Annotated in this window: 21 protein-coding genes and 1 pseudogene; 12 read left to right on the top strand and 10 right to left on the bottom strand. The window is 50.6% G+C overall.

The window, feature by feature from the left end:
• Positions 1-9: 9 nt before the first annotated feature.
• The gene (locus ACNAU7_RS07585; protein ID WP_416301831.1) at positions 10-906 is read left to right on the top strand and encodes a hypothetical protein; all 897 of its coding nucleotides are present in this window, start codon (positions 10-12) and stop codon (positions 904-906) included.
• A gap of 143 nt (positions 907-1,049) precedes the next feature.
• On the opposite strand, the pseudogene ACNAU7_RS07580 reads toward ACNAU7_RS07585, so the two are convergent.
• From ACNAU7_RS07580 to ACNAU7_RS07555, 6 genes and pseudogenes are all read right to left on the bottom strand, one after another.
• Positions 1,050-1,286, bottom strand: a pseudogene (locus ACNAU7_RS07580) (hypothetical protein); the annotation flags it as partial.
• 21 nt (positions 1,287-1,307) lie between these two features.
• On the bottom strand, positions 1,308-1,961 hold the full coding sequence (locus ACNAU7_RS07575; RefSeq protein WP_416301830.1) for an IS1595 family transposase: 654 nt from the start codon (positions 1,959-1,961) through the stop codon (positions 1,308-1,310).
• A gap of 487 nt (positions 1,962-2,448) precedes the next feature.
• Positions 2,449-3,165 carry a tRNA (guanosine(46)-N7)-methyltransferase TrmB gene (gene trmB / locus ACNAU7_RS07570; protein ID WP_416301829.1) on the bottom strand — a complete coding sequence of 239 codons (717 nt, stop codon included), beginning with the start codon at positions 3,163-3,165 and terminating at the stop codon, positions 2,449-2,451.
• A gap of 121 nt (positions 3,166-3,286) precedes the next feature.
• Positions 3,287-4,690 (bottom strand): tetratricopeptide repeat protein, encoded by a 1,404-nt coding sequence (locus ACNAU7_RS07565; RefSeq protein WP_416301828.1) that lies wholly within the window; start codon positions 4,688-4,690, stop codon positions 3,287-3,289.
• 117 nt (positions 4,691-4,807) lie between these two features.
• Entirely contained in the window at positions 4,808-6,694 is a 1,887-nt protein-coding gene (uvrC, locus tag ACNAU7_RS07560) for an excinuclease ABC subunit UvrC (RefSeq protein ID WP_416301827.1), read from the bottom strand.
• Between the two features lie 53 nt (positions 6,695-6,747).
• Positions 6,748-8,910, bottom strand: coding sequence for a heavy metal translocating P-type ATPase (locus ACNAU7_RS07555; protein ID WP_416301826.1), 2,163 nt, complete (start codon positions 8,908-8,910; stop codon positions 6,748-6,750).
• Positions 8,911-9,048: 138 nt separating this feature from the next.
• Between ACNAU7_RS07555 and trxB the strand changes: the two genes are divergently transcribed.
• The 5 genes from trxB (at position 9,049) to rplI (ending at position 11,532) form a co-directional block, all read left to right on the top strand.
• A complete protein-coding gene (gene trxB / locus ACNAU7_RS07550) occupies positions 9,049-9,999 on the top strand; it encodes a thioredoxin-disulfide reductase (RefSeq protein WP_301818451.1) in 951 nt (316 codons plus the stop codon).
• 155 nt (positions 10,000-10,154) lie between these two features.
• Complete coding sequence (gene rpsF / locus ACNAU7_RS07545; RefSeq protein WP_002232587.1) at positions 10,155-10,523, top strand: 30S ribosomal protein S6; 369 nt, start codon at positions 10,155-10,157, stop codon at positions 10,521-10,523.
• Complete coding sequence (priB, locus tag ACNAU7_RS07540; RefSeq protein WP_118792160.1) at positions 10,524-10,826, top strand: primosomal replication protein N; 303 nt, start codon at positions 10,524-10,526, stop codon at positions 10,824-10,826.
• A gap of 6 nt (positions 10,827-10,832) precedes the next feature.
• Positions 10,833-11,063: a 30S ribosomal protein S18 gene (rpsR, locus tag ACNAU7_RS07535; protein WP_002213306.1), complete on the top strand. Its 231-nt coding sequence runs from the start codon at positions 10,833-10,835 to the stop codon at positions 11,061-11,063.
• 16 nt (positions 11,064-11,079) lie between these two features.
• Positions 11,080-11,532 (top strand): 50S ribosomal protein L9, encoded by a 453-nt coding sequence (gene rplI, locus ACNAU7_RS07530; RefSeq protein ID WP_118997166.1) that lies wholly within the window; start codon positions 11,080-11,082, stop codon positions 11,530-11,532.
• Between the two features lie 193 nt (positions 11,533-11,725).
• Here rplI and ACNAU7_RS07525 read toward each other — a convergent pair whose 3' ends face one another.
• Positions 11,726-12,532 (bottom strand): sulfite exporter TauE/SafE family protein, encoded by an 807-nt coding sequence (locus tag ACNAU7_RS07525; RefSeq protein ID WP_416301825.1) that lies wholly within the window; start codon positions 12,530-12,532, stop codon positions 11,726-11,728.
• The gene (gene pssA / locus ACNAU7_RS07520; RefSeq protein ID WP_416301824.1) at positions 12,533-13,279 is read right to left on the bottom strand and encodes a CDP-diacylglycerol--serine O-phosphatidyltransferase; all 747 of its coding nucleotides are present in this window, start codon (positions 13,277-13,279) and stop codon (positions 12,533-12,535) included. It lies immediately after the preceding gene.
• Positions 13,280-13,863: 584 nt separating this feature from the next.
• On the opposite strand from pssA, the gene ACNAU7_RS07515 reads away from it, so the two are divergent.
• Together ACNAU7_RS07515 and ACNAU7_RS07510 are read left to right on the top strand one after the other, a co-directional pair.
• Positions 13,864-14,346: a DUF4189 domain-containing protein gene (locus ACNAU7_RS07515; protein WP_416301851.1), complete on the top strand. Its 483-nt coding sequence runs from the start codon at positions 13,864-13,866 to the stop codon at positions 14,344-14,346.
• Positions 14,347-14,354: 8 nt separating this feature from the next.
• A complete protein-coding gene (locus ACNAU7_RS07510; RefSeq protein WP_003710092.1) occupies positions 14,355-14,477 on the top strand; it encodes a hypothetical protein in 123 nt (40 codons plus the stop codon).
• A 40-nt stretch (positions 14,478-14,517) separates the two neighbouring features.
• On the opposite strand, the gene ACNAU7_RS07505 is transcribed toward ACNAU7_RS07510, so the two are convergent.
• A complete protein-coding gene (locus ACNAU7_RS07505; RefSeq protein WP_416301823.1) occupies positions 14,518-15,735 on the bottom strand; it encodes a uracil-xanthine permease family protein in 1,218 nt (405 codons plus the stop codon).
• A 222-nt stretch (positions 15,736-15,957) separates the two neighbouring features.
• Here ACNAU7_RS07505 and ACNAU7_RS07500 point away from each other — a divergent pair, with 222 nt between their 5' ends.
• The 4 genes from ACNAU7_RS07500 (at position 15,958) to ACNAU7_RS07485 (ending at position 20,842) form a co-directional block, all read left to right on the top strand.
• Positions 15,958-18,396, top strand: coding sequence for a DNA translocase FtsK (locus ACNAU7_RS07500; RefSeq protein ID WP_416301822.1), 2,439 nt, complete (start codon positions 15,958-15,960; stop codon positions 18,394-18,396).
• A gap of 207 nt (positions 18,397-18,603) precedes the next feature.
• Positions 18,604-19,914 (top strand): trigger factor, encoded by a 1,311-nt coding sequence (tig, locus tag ACNAU7_RS07495; protein WP_416301850.1) that lies wholly within the window; start codon positions 18,604-18,606, stop codon positions 19,912-19,914.
• 95 nt (positions 19,915-20,009) lie between these two features.
• Positions 20,010-20,624, top strand: a complete 615-nt coding sequence (clpP, locus tag ACNAU7_RS07490; RefSeq protein ID WP_002225167.1) for an ATP-dependent Clp endopeptidase proteolytic subunit ClpP — start codon at positions 20,010-20,012, stop codon at positions 20,622-20,624.
• Positions 20,625-20,647: 23 nt separating this feature from the next.
• Entirely contained in the window at positions 20,648-20,842 is a 195-nt protein-coding gene (locus ACNAU7_RS07485) for a hypothetical protein (protein ID WP_416301821.1), read from the top strand.
• A 224-nt stretch (positions 20,843-21,066) separates the two neighbouring features.
• Here ACNAU7_RS07485 and ispG read toward each other — a convergent pair whose 3' ends face one another.
• Positions 21,067-22,332, bottom strand: coding sequence for a flavodoxin-dependent (E)-4-hydroxy-3-methylbut-2-enyl-diphosphate synthase (gene ispG / locus ACNAU7_RS07480; RefSeq protein ID WP_416301820.1), 1,266 nt, complete (start codon positions 22,330-22,332; stop codon positions 21,067-21,069).
• Positions 22,333-22,347: the final 15 nt, after the last annotated feature.

Genomic DNA, 22,347 nt, shown 5'->3' with positions numbered 1-22,347 from the left:
GTGTAAATAATGTTATTAGATAATAATAAAATTATTGATCCAACTTATAAAATTCTTAATTTTATACAAAGTAAAAACAGAGAATTATTCGATAATGATGGCTATGTAATATTGTTTGGAAATTTAAAAACTAATTTTTTAAAATTATTTAATTCCGTTGTCTATGTTTATGATATACAAAAAGATAGTGATTTTATGAAAAGATACAATCAAAAATCTTTTGTTAGCTCAATGTTAATTGAGTATTCATATGTTAAATTGAGTACAGTTTGGGATATTTCATATCAAATCGGTGCTAAGTTAACCAAATTAACAAACTCAAAAGGGAATAGATACGAACAGCTAGAAAAAGAGTTTTTAGATTATGCAGAAGAAAATAGTGATTTAAATTTAGATTGGTATAAGGAGGTTAATAAAATAAGAAATAAATTAGTTCATGGTGGAGTTAAAATAATTCCTTTTTATTTAGATGATAATGAGGAAATAAAAAATAGATTATGTTTTCAAGTATATGATTTTAATCTGGAAGATTTAATACCTATAAGTAATTTTTATACTAATAAATCGAATAACTATATAAATTTTGTAGATAATTACTTTGCTTTTTATACAAGTACTTTATACTCATATTTAGTTGATTTTTTCAATTTTATTTTATTAAAAATATGTAATGAAAGCTGCTTTAATTTAAATAGTTTTGATAAACATGAAAATTTAGATACTTTGGAACGAATTGGAATAGATGATAAGCACTGGTCAATAGCCAATATGAAGGCATTTAAATGTATTGCTTCTGATATGCTAAAATTATATAAAAATGAAGGAAATTATATTGGTATTGATAGAATAGTTATCAATCAATTAGAATTAGAGAAATTTTTCCCTATGCTTGGAAACAGCAAGTAAGCGTAGTCGGATACTTGTATCCGACAAAATCTTTAACGCCCCCATCATTGCAATTCATTCAGCAATGCCTAAAATGTCGGATTCAAGAATCCGACCTACGGAAATCTAAAAATTTTACGCGGGCTACGGCTTGCTTGTTGTATTTATTCATATTTATTTGAATTGAATTCTTTTATTTTATTGTGAGATGAAAATAGTATTTTCGATGAGAAACCCATGACTAAAATAGTATAGTCTTTATCATTCTTTACGAAGTAACAATTACCATATCCTGCAATATTTTTATCCCAAAAATCACAATATGATTCAGTAGTAAAATCAGTTTTAGTTGATATAAAATCAAAATTATTTGGGTAAGACCCATATTGCTGGTAATATTTAGGGGCTGTACTAGATTAGCCCTAAATTCCACACCAATCCCGCAGGATTTTAAGCTGCCGGGACGGTGTGCCGAAGTTAAATCGAAATTCGCATTCTTTCAAGAACAGTGGGAAAGATTTGCAATCGATTCCGTTGTATTTTCGCAAGACGCGTTTTGACTGATTCCAAAAATTCTCAATGCCGTTAATGTGGTTCTGACGGTCGGCAAACTCCTTGGAATGGTTGATGCGGTAATGGATAAAACCACTCACGTCCAACTTGTCGTAGCTGCTCAGACTATCGGTATAAACAATACTGTCCGGCATGATTTTCTTTTTGATGACAGGGAGTAACGTTTCAGACTTGGCATTATCTACGATAACGGTATAGACCCGTCCGTTGCGTTTCAGAATGCCGAAAACAACCACTTTTCCTGCCGCACCGCAACCACGTCTGCCTTTACGCCGTCCGCCGAAATAGCTTTCGTCCAGCTCGACAGAGCCCTCAAAAACCTCATCGGCAGCCAAGGCCAAATGATAGTTGATAACCGTGCGGATTTTACGGTAGAACAGTGCTGCCGAATTGGGATGGATACCCAAAATATCGGCGGCAGAACGGGCGGTAACTTCCAGCACAAAAAAACGGAGCAGTTCTTTCTGTACTTTTTTCTTTAATTTGCAGTGTGTTATCTTCATATTTCGAGGGTAACATATCTGCTAATCTAGTACAGCCCCAATATTTATCTATATTTTCTACTAAGAAATCAATCCTTTTTTCTAACATTTTGAGATTAATTTGTAATAATAAAATGTATAAAACTATACTAGTTATTATTATTTTTAAATAAGTCATTTTATTTTCCAGTAAATAGAGGTTTAGTTGTTTTGTTAACTATGCCTGAATGTACACCTAAGTCTTTGTTTGATAACGATGAATAATTAGCAAGCCGTAGCCTACATCACACCAACCGCGTGCGTAGCTATCACATACTACCTGCGGGCGGCACAAACTTTAAAACCGATGTGCATAAAACCTACTAAGGATGCGTGCGGTACACACGCGTTTTGCCGTTCAAACCATTGTTTTAAAAATTGTATCGAAACATCACTCGCTGCTTTATCTTGAAAAAATGCCGTCTGTAAGCAAAAATGCTTCAGACGGCATTTTTTATCCGGCGGTCTATTATCCGATCCGTTTGAATACCAAGTCCCAAACGCCGTGTCCGAGGCGTTTGCCGCGCGCTTCGAATTTGGTTTCGGGGCGGTAGTCCGGGGTGGGGGCGTAGTCTGCCGCCGTATTTTGCAGGCTGTCGAAGCTGCTGAGGACTTCAAGCATCTGCTGTGCATATTCTTCCCAGTCTGTCGCCAGGTGGATATAGCCGCCGGTTTTGAGTTTGGGCAGCAGTTTGGCGATGAAGGGGGCTTGTATCAGACGGCGTTTGTGGTGGCGTTTTTTGTGCCACGGGTCGGGGAAGAATATGTGGATGCCGTCGAGCGAGCCGTCTTGCAGCATATTTTCGACGACTTCTACGGCGTCGTGCCGCATCACGCGGATATTTTCCAAATGGTTTTCGTTGATGAGTTTGAGCAGGTTGCCTACGCCGGGACCGTGTACGTCGATGGCAAGAAAGTCGGTTTCGGGCAGCCTGCGGGCGATTTCTGCGGTTGCCGTCCCCATACCGAAGCCTATTTCAAGGATTTTGGGTCGGCTGCTTCCGAAACGGGCATCAAGATCGGTCGGTGTTGCTTGGTAGTCGATGCCGAAGCTGTCCCATAAGGTATCGATGGCGCGTTGCTGCGCGGCGGTCATGTGGCTTTGGCGGAGGACGAAACTGCGGATGCTGCGGGGATGTTCGGCTTGCCAGTTGTTTTGTGTTTGGTTTTCGGCGGTGTCTGTCATAATGCTTTCGTGCGGTTGTGCAATCAGGATGCCGTCTGAATGTGAAATGTCTGTTCGGACGGCGGGAAGGGAAAGGGGCGATTATACCTGTTTCGTTTTTGCGGGGTAAATGTACCGGTGTTCAGACGGCATTTTGCCACTGTTGCAACAGTTCTTGCAGAAAGCTTTTTTGCCCGTATCCGTTGTTTATGGCTTCTTGCAGGTAGCGGCAGGCTTTTTCTTTGTCCGGCTCGACGCCGTGTCCGTTGTAATGGATGCAGGCGAGGTTATAAAGTGCCATGCTGTCTTTTTGCGCGGCGGCTTTTTCAAACCATTTGCGTGCTTCATTGTAGTCGGCGGCCATACCCTGTCCGAAGTAATACATGCCGCCCAGATTGGTTTGGGCTTTGCTGTGTCCGAGTTCTGCGGCTTCTGTGTAGAGTTTGAGTACGGCCACGTATTCGGGCGCGCATTGTAATCCGTAATGCAGGGCTTGGGCTTTTTGATAAAGCCGTTCTGCCCTTTGCCGCCTGATGGCGGAATCTTTGATGCCGCCGTATTGGTCGGGATGGTTTAACGCGCTGTCGGATATGAGTTTCTGATACGCGGCAAGGCTGCCGGCTTCGGCTGCCTGCCGGTAATAATGCCGGGCTTTTTCTTTATCGGAAGCCATGCCCAGGCCGTAGCGGCAGATGTCGCCCAGTATCCGCAAACCTTCGGGATGGCGTTCGGCGGCGGCTGCTTCGGCATGATGTAGGGCAAGTTCGTGGTTTCTTTCCAGATACTTGCCTTGCAGGTAGATGTCGGCCAGTGCGGCATGGGCATCGGGGTCATTTTCCTGTGCCGCCTGTTGGAACCGGTAAACGGCTTCATCGGGAGCCGTAGGTAGGATGAGTTCGGCAAGCGGGGTGCAGGCGGGAATGTATCCTTGTTGCGCGGCGGCACGCAAATGATTGACGGCCTGTGCCGTGTCGGTTTGCGTCCCTTGTCCGAAACGATATTGCAGCCCGAGCTGCCAATGTGCCTCCGGCAAGCCTTGTGCCGCCGCTTTTCGGTAGAGCAGGTGCGCCGTTTCAAAATCCGGCGGTGTGCCGTACCGGCAGTATTGGGCAAGCAGGTATTGCCCGTGGGGGTTGTTGTTTTTTGCGCTTGTTTTTGCCCATTCCAAGGCTTCTTCAAAATGCCGGGACGCATACAGCAGGTACATCAGGCGGACTTGCGCTTCGGGCAGACCTGCTTCTGCCAGAGGCTTGTAAAGCGGTATCAGGGTTTCCGGGGGTGCACCTTCCAATTCTTGGATATATGCCAAATTATAACGCGCATAGGGATGCCCCTGTTCGGCGGCGATGCGGAGCATTTCCATACCTTGTTCGCGGTCTTGGTGCGGGCTGTTTGTATCAAGCAGGTGTTTTGCCAACTCGAATGCGGCGGCCGTATGGCCTGCCGAGGCCGCTTCTGTCAGCAGTCGGCGGACTTCGCTAAAGTCAAATTGTTCTTGAGACAGGCGTTCCAAGACCTGCCGATAGAGTAAGTCGGGATTGTTCATATCAGATCGTTTTCCGTTTTGTCGAATCATTGTTATTTGTTATGAAGTTAGGTTTATATCGGCACGCCGACCTACTGTATCATATTTTTTACAGACGGTTTTTGCTTGGGTGGCACACTAATGCAGATGCTCGTAAATGGTTTCCGCCAATGCCTTGCTGATGCCTTCGACTTGTTCCAAATCTTCTTTGCTGGCGGCAACGACGCCACGCAGGCCGCCGAAGCGGGTAAGCAGGGCTTGGCGGCGTTTGCTGCCTACGCCGGGAATGTCGCTGAGGGATGAGGTAACGCGTGCTTTGTCGCGTTTTTTGCGGTGGCCTGTGATGGCAAAGCGGTGTGATTCGTCGCGCACGGTTTGCAGAAGGTGCAGGGCGGGGCTGTGCGGGGGCAGGCGGAAGGTTTCGCCGGTGAACGGGAGAATGAGTTCTTCCATACCGGCTTTGCGTTCGGGGCCTTTGGCGATGCCGACCAAGGGGATGTGCAGACCGAGTTCTTCCCATACCGATACGGCGATGCCGATTTGCCCTTTGCCGCCGTCAATCAATACGACATCGGGCCATTTTACGGTCTCGCCGTTGGCTTCAGCTTCCTGCATTTTGCCATAACGGCGCGTCAACACTTCGCGCATGGCGGCGTAGTCGTCGCCGGGCTTGGCGGTCGTGATGTTGTAGCGGCGGTATTGCGAGGGTTGGATGTTTTGTTCGTCGTACACGACGCAGGAGGCGATGGTGGCTTCGCCTTGGGTGTGGCTGATGTCGAAGCATTCGAGGCGGTTGAGGTCGTCTGAATTCATGTTCAGGATTTTTGCCAACTCGTCGATGCGGTTTTGCTGGCTGCTTTGTTGCAGGCGGCGTTGGGCAATCGCCATTTGTGCGTTTTGTTCCGCCATTTTCAGCCAGACTTTGCGTTCGCCTATGGTTTTGGTCACGAACTGCATTTGCTTGCCGTGTTCGCCCTCTAAGGCTTCTTTCAATGCGTCGTGCATGGGGAAGTTGCTGATGATGATGTCGGGTTTGCTTTTGCCCAGATAGTGTTGGGCGACGAAGGCTTCGGCGTAGTCTTGCCCGTTTGGTTCGGGGTCGTTTTTGGTGTCGGGGAAAAAGCTTTTATCGCCGACATGCCGTCCGCCGCGTATGCTGACCCAGTGTATGCAGACGAGGCCGTCTGAAACCGCTAGCGCGAGCAAATCGATATCGTTGGGGTTGTTCGGGTTTTTGCTGTCGATGAACTGGTTGCTCTGCATAATGCCGAGTGCTTGGATTTGGTCGCGGTAGCGGGCGGCTTCTTCAAATTGCAGATTCGCGGCGGCGGTCTGCATTTTGTGTTGCAGGGTGCGGGTCAGTTCGTCGGTTTTGCCGTTGAGGAAGGTGGCGGCTTGATGTACGCTGTCGCGGTAGTCTTCTTCGCTGATGTGTCCGACGCAGGGCGCGGTACAGCGTTTGATTTGATACAGCAGGCAAGGGCGGTCACGATGCTCGAATACGCTGTCTTCGCAGGTACGCAGCATAAAGACTTTTTGCAACACTTGAATGCTGTCGCGCACGGCGTTGCTGTTGGGATAAGGGCCGAAGTATTGGTTTGGCTTTTTCAGCGTGCCGCGGTAATACGCCATCTGCGGATATTGATGGCCGCTGAGCATCAAATAAGGATAGCTTTTGTCATCGCGGAAAAGGATATTGTATTTCGGCGACAGGGCTTTGATGAAGTTGTTTTCGAGAATCAGGGCTTCGGCTTCGGAACGCGTGATGGTGGTTTCGATGTGGCGAACCTGTTTCACCATCAATGCGATGCGCGGCGAATGGTCGTTTTTTTGGAAATAGCCGGACACGCGCCGCTTGAGGTTGACCGCTTTGCCGACGTATAAGACTTTGCCGCCTTCGTCAAAAAAACGGTATACGCCCGGCAGCTTGGGCAGGTTTTTGAGGAAGAGCGGGATATCGAATTGTTCCGGAGAACGGTTTTCTGTATTCATATCAATCATTTGCAAAACGGCTTCAGACGGCATATCGGCAGCGGCAGCCTTATCCGTTCGGAAAGGCTGCAGGCTGTTATATACGGTCAATCGATTTTTACCCGTTTCAGGCGCAAGGCATTGCCCAATACCGAAACCGAGCTTGCCGCCATTGCCGCGCCTGCGATAACAGGGTTTAAAAAACCGAGCGCGGCAAGCGGAATGCCCAAGATATTGTAGAAGAAGGCGAAAAACAGGTTTTGCTTGATGTTTTTCAAAGTGGCTTGCGACACCAGCAGGGCATCGGCGAGCTGATTGAACGAATGCTGCATCAGCGTGGCGGACGCGGTGTGTTCGGCAACGTCCGCACCGCCTTTCATGGCGAAGCTGACGTTGGCGGCGGCGAGCGCGGGTGCGTCGTTGATGCCGTCGCCGACCATCGCTACGGTTTTGCCGGCGGCTTTGAGTTTCTGCACTTCGGCAGCTTTATCGCGCGGACTCATATTGCCGAAGGCGTGTGCGATGCCCAGTTGTTTGGCGACGTATTCGACCGTGCCTTGGTTGTCGCCGCTCATAATATAGACATCGATATTGTGTTTTTTCAGACGGCCTATGGCTTCGGCGGTATCGGCTTTCAGCGCGTCAGCGAGTGCGAATGCGCCGATCGGTTTGTTATCGACCGAGACTGCAACAATGCTTGCAATGTCCCAAACGCCGTCTGAAAACTTCGGCAAGGTCAGTTCGGCAAATTCGGCTTTGCCTGCTTTCACCAAACCCACGCTTTCCACTTCGGCGGTAATGCCTGAGCCGACAACGGTTTGAGCGTTTTGTGCGGTAGGAATATCCAAACTGCGCGCTTGAGCGGCGGAAACGATGGCTCGGGCAAGCGGGTGAGCGGCGTTTTGTTCAACGGCGGCGGCGATGCGGTACAAAGCGTCTTCGTCAAAGCCGCTGTCGGGTACGCAATAGACGGCGGCAACCTGCGGCCTGCCTTCGGTCAGCGTGCCGGTTTTGTCCAACACGACGGCATCGACGTGGGCGGCTTCTTCCATTGCCGCCGCATCTTTAAACCAAATACCGTGTTTAACCGCTTTGCCCATACCGACCATAATCGCGGCAGGGGTTGCCAGACCCAGCGCGCACGGGCAGGCAATCACCAAAACGGCAACGGCGTGCATCAATGCGAGCGTCCAATCGCCCTTAATCAGCCAAGTAGCGATAAAAGTCAAAAGCGCGATGCCCACGACAGTCGGCACAAACACCGCCGCCGCTTTATCGGCCACGCGCGCAATCGGTGCTTTGCTGCCTTGCGCTTCGGAGAGCGCGTTCATCATGTCGCCGAGCAGGGTTTGGCTGCCGAGCTGCGCGGCGCGGTACACCACGCTGCCTTCGGTCATCAGCGCGCCCGCCAACACTTTGCCGCCCGCCTTTTTCTCTTCGGGATTGGATTCGCCGGTAAGATGGCTCTCGTCCGCCCAGCCGCTGCCGCTTTCGATAATGCCGTCGGCGGCAATGCGTTCGCCGTGGTTGGCGCGGATAAGGTCGCCGATTTGCACTTGGTCGATGGGCACTTGTTTCCATTCGCCATCGCGTTGCACGTTGACTTGGGTTGGTGTGAGTTTGAGCAGCAAACTCAAGCTGTTCAGGCTGGATTTTTTGGTGCGGTGTTCCAAAAATTTACCCAGCGACACAAAACCGATCACCATCACGCCCACTTCAAAATACACATGCGCCATACCGTGCGCCGCGTTCGGGCTGAAAAACAGCATATAAACGGAATACAGGTAAATCGACACCGTGCCGATGGTAACCAGCACGTCCATATTCGCCAGCCCGCCTTTAATGCTCGCCCACGCGCTTTTGTAAAACGGTACTGCCAGCCAAAGTTGCACTATGCTTGCCAGCGCGAATTGCCATATCGGCGGAATCATCCAATCGTGCCGCCCGATCATCATGCCTGCCATGCCGATAAGGAACGGGATGTTTATGGCGAACAGCAGCCACAACCTCCAGCCGATATGGTGTTCTGCTTCGGGTTGCGGCAATGTATCTTCCGTTTTTTCCTTCGCGCCGTAACCGGTTTTCTCAATGATTTTGGCAATGTCGGCTACCGACGTTTTGCTGTCGTCAAACGTAACCTGCGCTTCCTCGCTGGCGAAGTTCACTCCCGCCGATTCGACAAAATCTTTTTTGTTCAACACTTTTTCAATACGCGAAGCGCAGGCCTGACAGGTCATGCCTTCGATTTGGAAACGGATTTTTTGTTGCATAAGTTTGATTCCTTCTTTGATGTTCAGACGGCGGTCAAGGCTGCGGGATGCCGTCTGAACGCCGGTATGGTCAAAATTTCTCAAATGCGCCGATAATTCGAGTAGAATCCGAAAACTTGACACAGCAAAGGAAAAACGATGTCCCAACACCGCAAACTGATTATTTTGGGTTCCGGCCCCGCCGGATACACCGCCGCCGTCTATGCCGCGCGCGCCAATTTAAACCCCGTCATTATTACAGGTATCGCGCAAGGCGGGCAACTGATGACCACCACCGAGGTGGACAACTGGCCTGCCGATGCCGACGGCGTGCAAGGGCCGGAGCTGATGGCGCGGTTTCTCGCCCACGCCGAACGTTTCGGAACGGAAATCATTTTTGACCAAATCAACGCCGTTGATCTGCAAAAACGCCCGTTCGCACTCAAAGGCGATATGGGCGAGTACACTTGCGATGCCCTGATTGTCGCCACCGGCGCGTCCGCCAAATATCTCGGTTTGCCGAGTGAGGAAGCGTTTGCGGGGAAAGGTGTTTCCGCCTGCGCCACCTGCGACGGTTTCTTCTACAAAAACCAAGATGTTGCCGTAGTCGGCGGCGGCAATACGGCGGTTGAGGAAGCACTCTACCTTGCCAATATCGCCAAAACCGTTACGCTGATTCACCGCCGCAGCGAGTTCCGCGCCGAAAAAATCATGATCGACAAACTGATGAAACGCGTGGAAGAGGGCAAAATCATCCTCAAGCTGGAGAGCAATCTGCAAGAAGTACTGGGCGACGATCGGGGCGTAAACGGCGCATTATTAAAAAACAACGACGGTTCTGAGCAACAAATTACCGTCAGCGGCATCTTTATCGCCATCGGGCACAAGCCGAATACCGATATTTTCAAAGGGCAGTTGGAAATGGACGAAGCCGGCTACCTGAAAACCAAAGGCGGTACGGCGGACAATGTCGGTGCAACCAATATCGAAGGCGTATGGGCGGCGGGCGACGTAAAAGACCATACCTACCGTCAGGCAATTACCAGCGCGGCTTCCGGCTGTCAGGCGGCTTTGGACGCGGAACGTTGGCTGGGCAGCCAAAACATTTGAATGCCGTCTGAAACCGAAATTTTCGGCGGAATGCAAGTTTTTCGTACCAAATCCTTGATTCCGTCGGTAAACCCCAATATAATGCCTGCTCTTTGAACCTTGCCTTCTGCTTTCGCATGGCAGAAGGCTGTTTTTACCATCCATAAGGAGATAACATGCGTCATTACGAGATCGTGTTTATCGTTCATCCTGATCAAAGCGAGCAAGTGCCCGCTATGGTTGAACGTTACAAAACCATGATTACCGAGGCAAACGGTAAGATTCACCGTCTGGAAGATTGGGGTCGCCGCCAACTGGCTTACCCGATTAACAAAATCCATAAAGCACATTATGTTTTGATGAACATCGAAACCACTCCCGAAGTGGTTGAAGAGTTGGAAACCGCGTTCCGTTTCAATGATGCGGTATTGCGTCATCTGACCATCAAAACCAAACACGCCGTTACCGAAGCATCCCCTATGTTGGGTGGTGAAAAGGCTAAGAACCTGCTGAGCGGTGCGTCTGAAGAAGCGGCTGCCCAATAATTGGGATTCAATAATCTTGTTTCGCTTGCCGCGTTAATTGAAAAGGTTTTCCCTATTCGATATACGCCTGCCGGAATCTCTGTCTTAGATATTATTTTAAAGCATGAATCATGGCAGAAAGAAAATGGACAGCAATGTCTTGTCCAATTGGAAATTCCGGCACGGATTTTAGGCAGGCAGGCGGAAGAGTGGCAGTATCGGCAAGGTGTATATGTTCACGTCGAAGGTTTTTTAGCTCAAAAAAGCAGACGTTCCCTAATGCCGATGCTCAGAATACAAAATATTAAAGAATATAAAGGTTAAACGACAATGGCTCGTCAATCATTCAAACGTAGAAAATTCTGCCGTTTTACGGCTGAAAAAATCCAAGAAGTCGATTACAAACAAGTTGATTTGCTGAAAGACTTTATCTCTGAAAACGGTAAAATCATTCCTGCCCGCATTACAGGAACAAAGGCATTCTACCAACGCCAATTGGCTGTTGCCGTAAAACGCGCGCGTTTCTTGGCACTCCTGCCTTACACCGACCAACACAAATAATTTTGGAGATTAAATCATGCAAATTATTCTGTTAGAAAAAATCGGCGGTTTGGGTAATTTGGGCGACATCGTTACCGTAAAAAACGGTTATGCCCGCAACTTCTTGATTCCTGCTGGTAAGGCAAAACGTGCTACTGAAGCAAACATGAAAGAGTTTGAAGCACGCCGCGCAGAACTGGAAGCCAAACAGGCTGAAATTTTGGCAGATGCCCAAGCCCGTCAGGAAAAATTGGATGGTCAAACCATTACCGTTGCCCAAAAAGCTGGTGTGGACGGTCGCCTGTTCGGTTCCGTCACCAATGCCGACATTGCTGCTGCAATCGTTGCTGCCGGCATCGAAGCCGTGAAAGCAAATGTACGTCTGCCGAACGGTCCTCTGAAAGCCGTTGGCGAGTACGAAGTGGAAGTGGCTTTGCACACTGATGCCGTTGCTAAAATTACCGTTGCCGTCATTGCCGCAGCCGAGTAATTGAAATTATCAGAATGCCGTCTGAAACCATGCCGATTATCGGAATATGGTTTCAGACGGCATTTGTTTTGTTTCCCGTATATTCTGCAAAGGTCTTGGTCAGGTTGTCTGTCCTCTTGTCGGAACAGGAGGCTGGGTAGCTTTGTCCTGATTAATTGCTTGTGCAAACGGTAAAAAGGTTTTTCCGTGTATTTTAAAGCAGGTTGTACAGCATTTTTCCGGCAATTAGAAGCAGCATAATGCCGAAGGATTTTTTGAGTTTGGCAGAAGAAAGTTTGTGGGCGGTTTTGACACCGAGCGGGGCAAAGGCAATGGTTGCCGCGCTGAGGACGGCAACGGCAGGCAGGTAAAGGAAGCCCAGCGACCCTTCGGGCAATCCTGCAATATTCAGGCCGTTGACCAGATACGATATTGCGCCGGAGAGTGCAATCGGCCAGGCAAGGCCGGATGATGTGCCGATGGCTTTATGGGCGGGGAAGCCGCAGTGGATTAAGAAGGGGACGGAAAGTGAACCGCCGCCTATGCCGACCCAGCTCGACATTGTGCCGAACAGTGTGGAAACCGCAGTCAGTCCGGGCAGCTTGGGCAGCGGGCGGGATGCCGTCTGAGGGCCGGTATGCAGTGTTTTGAAGGCGACGGCGGTTAAAAACAGGATGAAGAAAATTTGAAGCCCGAACGCGGGGATATATTTTGCGGAGAGTGCGCCAGCGAATACGCCGAATATCATACCCGGCATCATTGCAAATACGGTTTTCCAGTCAACCGCCTGTTTTTTGTGCTGTCCCAACATGCTGGAGAAGGCGGTAAAGACCATAACGGCAAAGGATGTTCCGACAGCGAGGTGTTGGGCATAGGGATGCTGAGTCAATCCTTGGTAACCGAGTACCCATAAAACGACAGGAACAATCAGTGCGCCGCCCCCGACACCGAACAGACCGGCAATAAAACCTGACGCACTGCCTACGGCAAGCAGGATTAAGATAATGTCCCAATGCCACATTTAATCCGCCTTTCTGTATTTTTTCCAGAATCGGCGTACCGCCATAATGTAGCCGGACAGGCTGTATCCGAGAAAGAACAGGAAGAGGACGAGCGACGGTTCCCAAGTGACCAAAAGCAGCAGTAAAACGGCAAGCAGCATTCCGACAAAGGGGACTTGTCTGCGGATATTGATTTCTTTAAAACTCCAAAAAGGGATTTGGACAATCATCGACAGACCGGCAAACAGTGTGATGCCCAATGCCCACCAGTGGACGGCGGGGAATTTTTCGACGCTGTGGTTGACCCAAATCAGCCCGACAATCAGCGCGGCGGCAGTTGGACTGGGCACGCCGATAAACCAGCGTTTGTCCACCTTGCCGATGAGCGTGTTGAACAGGGCGAGGCGCAGGGCGGCGCAGGCGCAGTAGATGAAGGCGGCGGAATAACCGATTTTGCCGAACTGCCAAAGCTGCCATTTGTAGGCAATAAGCGCGGGGGCAACGCCGAAGCTGACCATGTCGGCAAGGCTGTCGAGCTGCTCCCCGAACGCGCTTTGGCTGTTGGTCAGCCGCGCCACGCGCCCGTCCATACCGTCCAAAAGCATGGAAATGAATACGGCAATAGCGGCGGTTTCATAACGTCCGTGCATGGATTGGGTGATTGCGTAAAACGCGGAAAACAGCGCGGCGATGGTAAAGGAATTGGGCAGCAGGTAGATACTGTTTTGACGCAGGGATCGTTGTGGGGTGTTGGGCGGGGTTTCCATAGGCAAAGTGTCTCACAGGCGTGGAGAATTGATGTTCGGATTATAACGCAAACGCTTATCGAACAATACGCCCTTTAGGATGAAGCCCTCGGAGGCGGTTTGTTTTTCTGATGGAGGATGCTTTGCGGGGCGGTTTGACTCTGCCTGCCGCCGGGTGTGTTGTTTCAGATTTTTGCCGGATGGATATTGTTGCCGGGCATTTCTGGGCTTGCCGGAAGGTATCGGGGGAAGGGCATCGGAATATGCGGCGCGCCGTTCAAACCGGGGCGGCGTTTCCCTATTTTCGGGGAGTTTACAGGTTTCAACAAAGTGAAAGATATTTTTTGCATTTCCGACCGTATGCTGATTTTGAAGCCGGATAAATTATAGGACAAAGTTTTTCGCCCGCCGCAAAGGTTGGCCGCAATGCCGTCTGAAAACAATGGCTTGCCGCTAAGGCGGCGGTATGAGGATTTGCGCTGCCGAAATCGGTTTGCCATACCAGGCGGTGCAATCTGCGGGGAGGGATAAGCCGATAAGGCGGGACTTATCCTGTTTTTTGTTTATAATGCGACAGAATTTGGACGAACCGTCAGGAGTTTATGATGATAAAAAGGATGGTGGCAGTATCTGTACTTTGCCTGATGACTGCGGCGGCACAGGCTGCCGATACTTACGGCTATCTCACCGTTTGGCAGAATCCGCAGAATGCGGACGATGTTTTGCAGATTAAGGCAACAAAAGAAGATTCGACGCAAAACGAGGCGCTTGCCGAATTGGAGGCTTTTTGCAAAGGGCAGGATACGCTTGCGGGCATAGGCGGCGATCAGGCGACGGGATGCCGGTCGGTCGTGTCGCTGAACAATACCTGTGTCGCGCTGGCATACCCGAAAGCTTTGGGTGCGATGCGCGTTGAAAACGCCGTCGTGATTACTTCTCCGCGTTTTACGAGCGTCCATCAGGTCGCACTCAACCAATGTATCAAAAAATACGGCGCACAGGGACAATGCGGCTTGGAAACAGTGTATTGCACATCTTCTTCTTATTACGGCGGAACTGTGCGCTCTTTGATTCAAAATCTCAAATAAGACGGAAAATGCCGTCTGAAAGATGTTCAGACGGCATTTGCGTGTTTACGGCAGGCTGTTCGCGTACCGGCGGCAGGCTGTCCGACACAATGCGGATACCGCGCGCAAACCGCCGGCACGAAGCCGGTTAACGGGTAAATTTTCCAGCGGTATCGGATCGGTATTTGCGTATCAACGCTCCGGTTCGCAGGCATCGGGCAGCAGGCTGTTCAACACAATGGCAAGTACGGCGCACAAACCGACCCCGGCAAAGCTGAAGCTGCCCAATTTGAGCGTCATGCCGCCGATGCCCGTGGTCAGTACCGAGCTGACGATGACCAGGTTTTTCGGCAGCATCAAATCGACTTTGGCATCAATCAGGGTTTTGATGCCTAAAGAAGCAATCGTGCCGAACAACAGCAGCATAATGCCGCCCATCACAGGCATCGGGATGGAAGCCAAAAACGCATTGAATTTGCCGAAAAACGCCATACAGACGGCAAAAACCGCCGCCCAAGTCATAATGACGGGGTTGCTGTTTTTGGTAATCATCACCGCGCCGGTCACTTCGCCGTAGGTCGTAACCGGCGGGCCGCCGATCAAGCCGGCAACGCATACACCCAAGCCGTCGCCCGCAAGGGTTTTGTCCAAGCCCGGGTCTTTCGTATAGTCTTTCCCCGTTACATTGCCGATTGCCATGATGCCGCCGATGTGCTCGATGGCGGGGGCGACGGCAACGGGCAGCATAAACAGTGCCGCCTGCCAGTTGACCTGAGGCGTTTCAAAATGGGGAACGGCGAACCAGGGCGCGTGTGCAATGCTTGCCGTGTCCACCAGTCCCATCAGCAGTGCCAAAACATAACCCGAAGCGACACCGATTAAGATGGGAATCAGCTTCATCATCCTGCTGCCGAAAACCGATACGATGGCGGTAACGGCAAAGGTAAAGCCGGAAAGAATCAGCGAATCGGTATAGTCGATGACCTGTTTGCCGTCCGCCTGACCCATTGCCATGCTGCTTGCCGCCACGGCAACAGACAGACCGATGACCATGATGACGGGGCCGATGACGACCGGCGGCAGCAGTTTGTGTACCGCCGCCAGTCCGCGCCAACGAATCAGTGCGGCAAACACAAAATACATAAAGCCGGCGGCAAACAGTCCGAACATGGTGGAAGGCAGCCCCCATTCGCCGACGGAGTAGATGATCGGTGCGATAAAGGCAAACGAAGAACCGAGAAAAATCGGCACTTTGCGTTTGGTTGTGATTTGGAACAGCAGCGTTCCCAAGCCTGCGCCCAAAAGCGCAAGAGCCGGATTCAGACCGGTCAGCAGGGGAACCAGCACCATTGCGCCGAATGCCACAAATAAAATCTGTGCACCGGAAACGGCAAGTTTCAGTTGGTTCATACCATCTTCTTTCAGTCGGTTCAAACGGCACGGATTATACTGGTTTGCCGAGGGTCTGCGTAAAAATACATACGTCGGGCAACAGATATGCCGTCTGAAAGGCAACGTTTGTCTGTTGCAGGATGAAAGCAGGAGAAATGGAGTATAATCCGACACTTTCCATATTCAATCCGCAAGCCGTCCGGCTTCCTTATTTCAGACGGCATTTTCCGGTAATACGGCATGACAGAAAAATCCCATAAAAAAACAGCAAAAGGCAGGGCGGGAAGCCCGTCCCCAACGTCCGCACGCAACAAGAAAGCCGACAACGGCGCACGGGGCAATAAAGTTTCCGAGCGGCTCAAGGCGGTCAAAGAGTTGCAGAAAACCGAAGCCAAAAAGGCGCGTCCCGAACATGTCGTCAACCTTATCGGCGACGCGCTGTGGCTGATGGGTTTGGCGGCAACCCTGTATTTGGCGATTTCCCTGATCAGTTTCGATATGGGCGATCCGTCTTGGTCGCACAGTTCGCCGGTTGTGGAAGATGCCGCCAATTGGGGCGGACTGTTCGGCGCGTATGTTGCCGATGTCGGCTATTATCTTTTCGGCTGGTCGTTCTGGTGGTGGATAGCGGCTGCCTGTGTCATGCTGTATAAAAATTTCCGTCTGCACGCAAAACGGACGGAAAACGAGGCATACAACCACAAAATCGCTGCCGCCGCGCTGTTTGTCCTGACGGTCTTCAGCCCAGTCTTGGAGTATTTTGTGCTGGGCGGAAAATATGCCGACTCCCTGCCTGTCGGAGCAGGCGGTATGGTCGGTATACGCGTCGGCGCAGTGTTTGCATGGCTGTTGGGGAAATCGGGCAGCCTGCTGATTATCCTGGTTGTTCTGCTGTTGTCGTTGTCCCTGCTGGTGCAGATTTCATGGCTGGAATTTTTGAACGGTGCGGGCAGGGCGGTTCAAAACCGTCTGAGTGCCGTATCCGGCAAGGTCATGGCTTTGGGAAAACGCCGGCTGAATACCAAAACAGACGGTGTCGATACCCAAAACACACGGCGCATGGTGAAAGAAGCCAAGAATATTACGGCCAAACCCGTTGCCTTGCCCGAAGGCAGCAGCAGCAACCGCAAATCCGTCGCGGTTTCCGTCGCGCCGCCGCCCAAAATTCAGGTTTCTCTGTTTGAAGATGACGAACCTCGGCAGGCGGGCGAATACCACAAGCCCGGCATAAACCTGCTGCGCCTGCCCGACGGCGAACCCGTCAGCATCAATCCTGCCGAATTGGAGCGCACTGCCGAACTGATTGAATCCAAGCTGGCAGAATTCGGCATCGGCGTGCAAGTCGTTTCTGCCACTTCCGGCCCTGTAATTACGCGTTATGAAATTGAACCCGCGCAAGGCATAAAAGGCAGCCAAATCGTTGCTTTATCTAAAGATTTGGCGCGTTCCATGTCGCTGCAAGCTGTGCGCATCGTGGAAACCATTGCGGGCAAAAACACGATGGGCATCGAGTTGCCCAACGATAAACGCCAAGACGTGATGTTGAGCGAAATCTTGTCTTCGCCCGTGTTTGCCGAGGCCAAATCCAAGCTGACCGTCGCGCTGGGCAAAGACATTGCCGGTATCCCCGTTGTCGGCGACTTGGCGAAAATGCCGCACCTTTTGGTCGCCGGTATGACCGGTTCGGGCAAGTCCGTTGGCGTGAACGGCATGATTATGTCTATGCTTTTCAAAGCTACGCCCGAAGAAGTCCGCTTTATCATGATAGACCCGAAAATGCTTGAGTTGAGCATTTACGACGGCATTCCGCACCTGCTCTGTCCCGTCGTTACCGATATGCGCGAAGCAGGGCAGGCGTTGAACTGGTGCGTCGCCGAAATGGAAAAACGCTACCGCCTGCTTTCCCACGCCGGTGTACGCAATCTGGAAGGCTTCAACCAAAAAGTCGAAGCCGCAAAAGCGGCAGGCAAGCCGCTGCTCAATCCGTTCAGTCTGAACCCCGACAGCCCCGAGCCTTTGGAAAAACTGCCGATGATTGTGGTCGTTATCGACGAACTTGCCGACCTGATGATGACCGAACGCAAAGCTGTCGAGCAGCAAATCGCCCGTCTCGCCCAAAAAGCGCGCGCCGCCGGTATCCATATGATTGTCGCCACCCAACGTCCCAGTGTCGATGTCGTTACCGGCCTGATTAAAGCCAACATCCCGACGCGTATGGCGTTTACCGTGCAAAGCAAAATCGACAGCCGTACCATCCTCGACCAAATGGGCGCGGATGAACTGCTCAAATATGGCGATTCGCTGTTCCTTCAGCCCGGCAGTGCCGAACCGACCCGCCTGCAAGGCGCGTTTGTTTCCGATGATGAAGTCCACCACGTCGTCGCTTTCGTCAAGGAGCAGGCACCGGCAAATTATGTAGAAGGGCTGCTTACAGGCGAAGCGGCACAGGAAACGGCAAATATCGTCAGCCCCAATGCAGACAGCGACGAATTGTTCGATCAGGCAGTCGCCTATGTTTTGGAAAGCAAAAAAACCTCCATTTCGTCTTTGCAGCGGCAGTTGCGTATCGGCTATAACCGCGCGGCAAACCTGATGGAGGCACTGGAAAATGCGGGTGTCGTTTCGCCGGCCGACCTCAACGGCAGCCGTAAAATTTTGGCGCACAAGGACCATTTATAGCCCGTATTGCAAAATGCCGTCTGAACGGCGGAATTGGCGTTTCAGACGGCATATTATGTTTCAGGCGAAACATTGTGATATACTTGCCAGCTAAAATTTCCCCTTTGCGGCAATGCGGTTCAAATATCGTACCGTTGCGCTGTTTGCTTCCCCATGTAGGGAAGAAAGTTTATCATTTTATCAACACAACAAATTTAAGGGCTTATGATGAGCGTAACTGTTGAAACTTTAGAAAATCTGGAACGCAAAGTAGTGTTGTCCCTGCCTTGGTCCGAAATCAACGCAGAAACCGATAAAAAACTGAAACAAACCCAACGCCGTGCAAAAATCGACGGTTTCCGTCCGGGTAAAGCACCTTTAAAAATGATTGCCCAAATGTACGGTGCGAGCGCACAAAACGACGTGATCAACGAGCTGGTGCAACGCCGCTTCTACGATGTTGCCGTTGCCCAAGAGTTGAAAGTGGCAGGCTTCCCCCGTTTTGAAGGCGTTGAAGAACAAGACGATCAAGAGTCTTTCAAAGTTGCCGCCATTTTTGAAGTGTTTCCCGAAGTCGTTATCGGCGATTTGTCTGCACAAGAAGTCGAAAAAGTAACCGCTTCCGTCGGCGATGCCGAAGTGGATCAAACCGTAGAAATCCTGCGAAAACAACGCACCCGCTTCAACCATGTCGAACGCGAAGCCCGAAACGGCGACCGCGTCATCATCGACTTTGAAGGCAAAATCGACGGCGAACCTTTTGCCGGCGGCGCATCCAAAAACTACGCCTTCGTATTGGGCGCAGGTCAAATGCTGCCTGAATTTGAAGCCGGCGTAGTCGGCATGAAGGCGGGCGAAAGCAAAGACGTTACCGTCAATTTCCCTGAAGACTACCACGGTAAAGACGTTGCCGGTAAATCCGCTGTCTTCACCATCACATTGAACAACGTGTCTGAAGCTACTTTGCCTGAAGTTGATTCCGATTTTGCTAAAGCATTGGGTATTGCCGACGGCGACGTGGCCAAAATGCGCGAAGAAGTGAAGAAAAATGTCAGCCGCGAAGTGGAACGCCGCGTAAACGAACAAACCAAAGAATCTGTAATGAACGCACTGCTCAAAGCCGTAGAGCTGAAAGTGCCTGTTGCTTTGGTCAATGAAGAAGCCGCCCGTTTGGCAAACGAAATGAAACAAAACTTCGTCAACCAAGGTATGCCCGATGCCGCGAACTTGGATTTGCCTTTGGATATGTTCAAAGAACAAGCCGAACGCCGCGTGTCTTTGGGTCTGATTTTAGCCAAACTGGTTGACGAAAACAAACTGGAACCGACTGAAGAGCAAATCAAAGCCGTTGTCGCCAACTTCGCAGAAAGCTACGAAGATCCTCAAGAAGTAATCGACTGGTACTACGCAGAGCCTTCTCGCCTGCAAGGTCCGACTTCTTTGGCGGTAGAAAGCAACGTCGTTGATTTCGTTTTGGGTAAAGCAAAAGTCAGCGAAAAAGCATTGTCTTTTGACGAAGTGATGGGCGCGCAAGCCTGATTGTTCTGAAAATGCCGTCTGAAGGCAGTTTTTGAAAGCACCGAAGCCGCTTTTAAAGCCCGCTTTGGTGCTTTTCCATCATGAAAGGAGACGAAATGTCTTTTGATAACTATCTTGTCCCTACCGTTATCGAGCAGAGCGGTCGCGGTGAGCGTGCATTCGATATCTATTCCCGGCTTTTGAAAGAGCGCATCGTATTCTTGGTCGGACCGGTAACCGACGAGTCTGCCAATCTGGTGGTTGCCCAACTGTTGTTTTTGGAAAGTGAGAATCCGGATAAGGATATTTTCTTCTATATTAACTCGCCGGGCGGTTCGGTAACGGCCGGTATGTCGATTTACGACACCATGAATTTTATCAAGCCCGATGTATCGACTTTGTGCTTGGGGCAGGCGGCAAGTATGGGCGCGTTCTTATTGTCGGCAGGCGAGAAAGGCAAACGTTTTGCCCTACCCAACAGCCGGATTATGATTCACCAGCCTTTAATCAGCGGCGGTCTGGGCGGTCAGGCATCCGACATTGAAATTCACGCACGCGAACTTTTAAAAATCAAAGAAAAACTCAACCGCCTGATGGCGAAACATTGCGACCGCGATTTGGCAGATTTGGAACGCGACACCGACCGTGATAATTTCATGTCTGCCGAAGAAGCCAAAGAATATGGTTTGATTGACCAGATTTTGGAAAACCGCGCTTCTTTGCGGCTTTAATAAAAGAAACCTGAGAGAAACCGATGCCGTCTGAAACGTTCAGACGGCATTTGTTTCAAGCTGCGTTTGATATGGTATCGATACCGCCATCCACGGGACGGAAGAAGGATTTGGAGTTTTTTAAAGGATCCCCGTTCCCGCCTGTGATGGACGGATGCCGTCTGAAAGCCAAATGGGGCAGCAGTTTTTGCAAGGGCGCAACACCCGCATCCGCCTGAATCTGCCGGTACGGTTATTGAGAAAAGACAAGGGCAGGAAGCGGTATCCCGCCTTCCTTATTTATACCTGCAATTCATCTCCGTATTTGCCGATTGTATTTTCATATTGCGCCTCCATTCCTTATCGGTTTAAAAAAATGCCTTTTCCAATGGGATGGGTTTTATATCAATGAAAATAAACGGTTTTTATTTAAAAATAGCCAAGGTAGGCTGGCGGTTGGGTTTTATAGGGAGTGTATCGGGATAACCTTCCCTTGATGGCGTTTGAGTCCGTTCTCCCCATAATTGGTTTTGACATACTCTTCAACAATAGTCAGAAATTCCATTGCAATGTTGTCGCCTTTCAGTGTGACTTTGCGCTCCCCATCTATATAAACAGGTGCGACGGGTGTTTCCCCCGTACCGGGCAGGCTGATGCCGATGTCAGCCAGTTTGCTTTCACCCGGTCCGTTGACGACGCAGCCCATCACGGCGACATTCAAGGATTCCACGCCGGGATAAGCAGTACGCCATACGCTCATTTTTTGGCGCAGGTAATTTTGCACATCTTGAGCCAGCTCTTGAAAAACGGTACTGGTGGTGCGTCCGCATCCGGGACAGGCAGTAACCATCGGTGTAAACGAACGCAGACCCATAGTCTGTAAAATCTCTTGTCCGACAACAACCTCCTGAGTACGTGGGCTGCCCGGCTCCGGAGTGAGTGAAATGCGGATGGTGTCGCCGATTCCTTCTTGAAGCAAGACGGATAATGCCGCCGTTGACGCGACAATGCCTTTGCTGCCCATTCCCGCTTCAGTCAAACCCAAATGCAGCGGATAGGCGCAACGGCTGCCCAGTTCGCGGTAAACCTGAATCAGGTCTTGAACAGAGCTGACTTTGCACGACAGGATGATTTTGTCTTCGGGCAGCCCTAATAGAACGGCTTTTTCGGCAGATTCCAAGGCGGAGACAATTAGTGCTTCCTTCATCACTTCTTCGGGCGGTTTCGGCGCGGAAGAAGCGAGGTTGGCATCCATCATACGTTTGGCGAGGCTCTGATCCAAAGAACCCCAGTTTACGCCGATGCGGACGGCTTTATCGTTTTCGGCAGCAGTCCGAATCATAAAGGCAAATTTTTCATCGCCTTTTACGCCTTTGCCGACATTGCCGGGATTGATGCGGTATTTGGACAATGCTTTGCCGCATTCGGGAAATTCCGCCAACAGGCGTTCGCCGTTGAAGTGGAAATCGCCAATCAGTGGTGTGGCATAGCCCATATCGTCCAAGCGGCGGCGGATTTCGGCAACTTTGGACGCGGCTTCGGGGCTGTTGACGGTGATCCGCACCATTTCCGAGCCGGCATCGCTCAATTCCTTAATCTGCAATGCGGTGGCTTTTGCATCGGCAGTGTCGGTGTTGGTCATAGATTGGATAACGACGGGTGCTTCTGAACCGACGGTAATATGATCGATGCGGACTTGATACGTCTTGCGGCGTTGGAGTGTGTTCATATGGTTTGAATCTGT

Origin of the sequence: Neisseria sp. LACPHL-SPEC-2024-00856, from assembly GCF_047915665.1 — a bacterium.
In the GTDB taxonomy this organism is placed as follows: Bacteria; Pseudomonadota; Gammaproteobacteria; order Burkholderiales; family Neisseriaceae; genus Neisseria; species Neisseria polysaccharea.
Note: the sequence above shows the minus strand (reverse complement) of the source record. Positions and strands in the feature narration are given on the sequence as shown.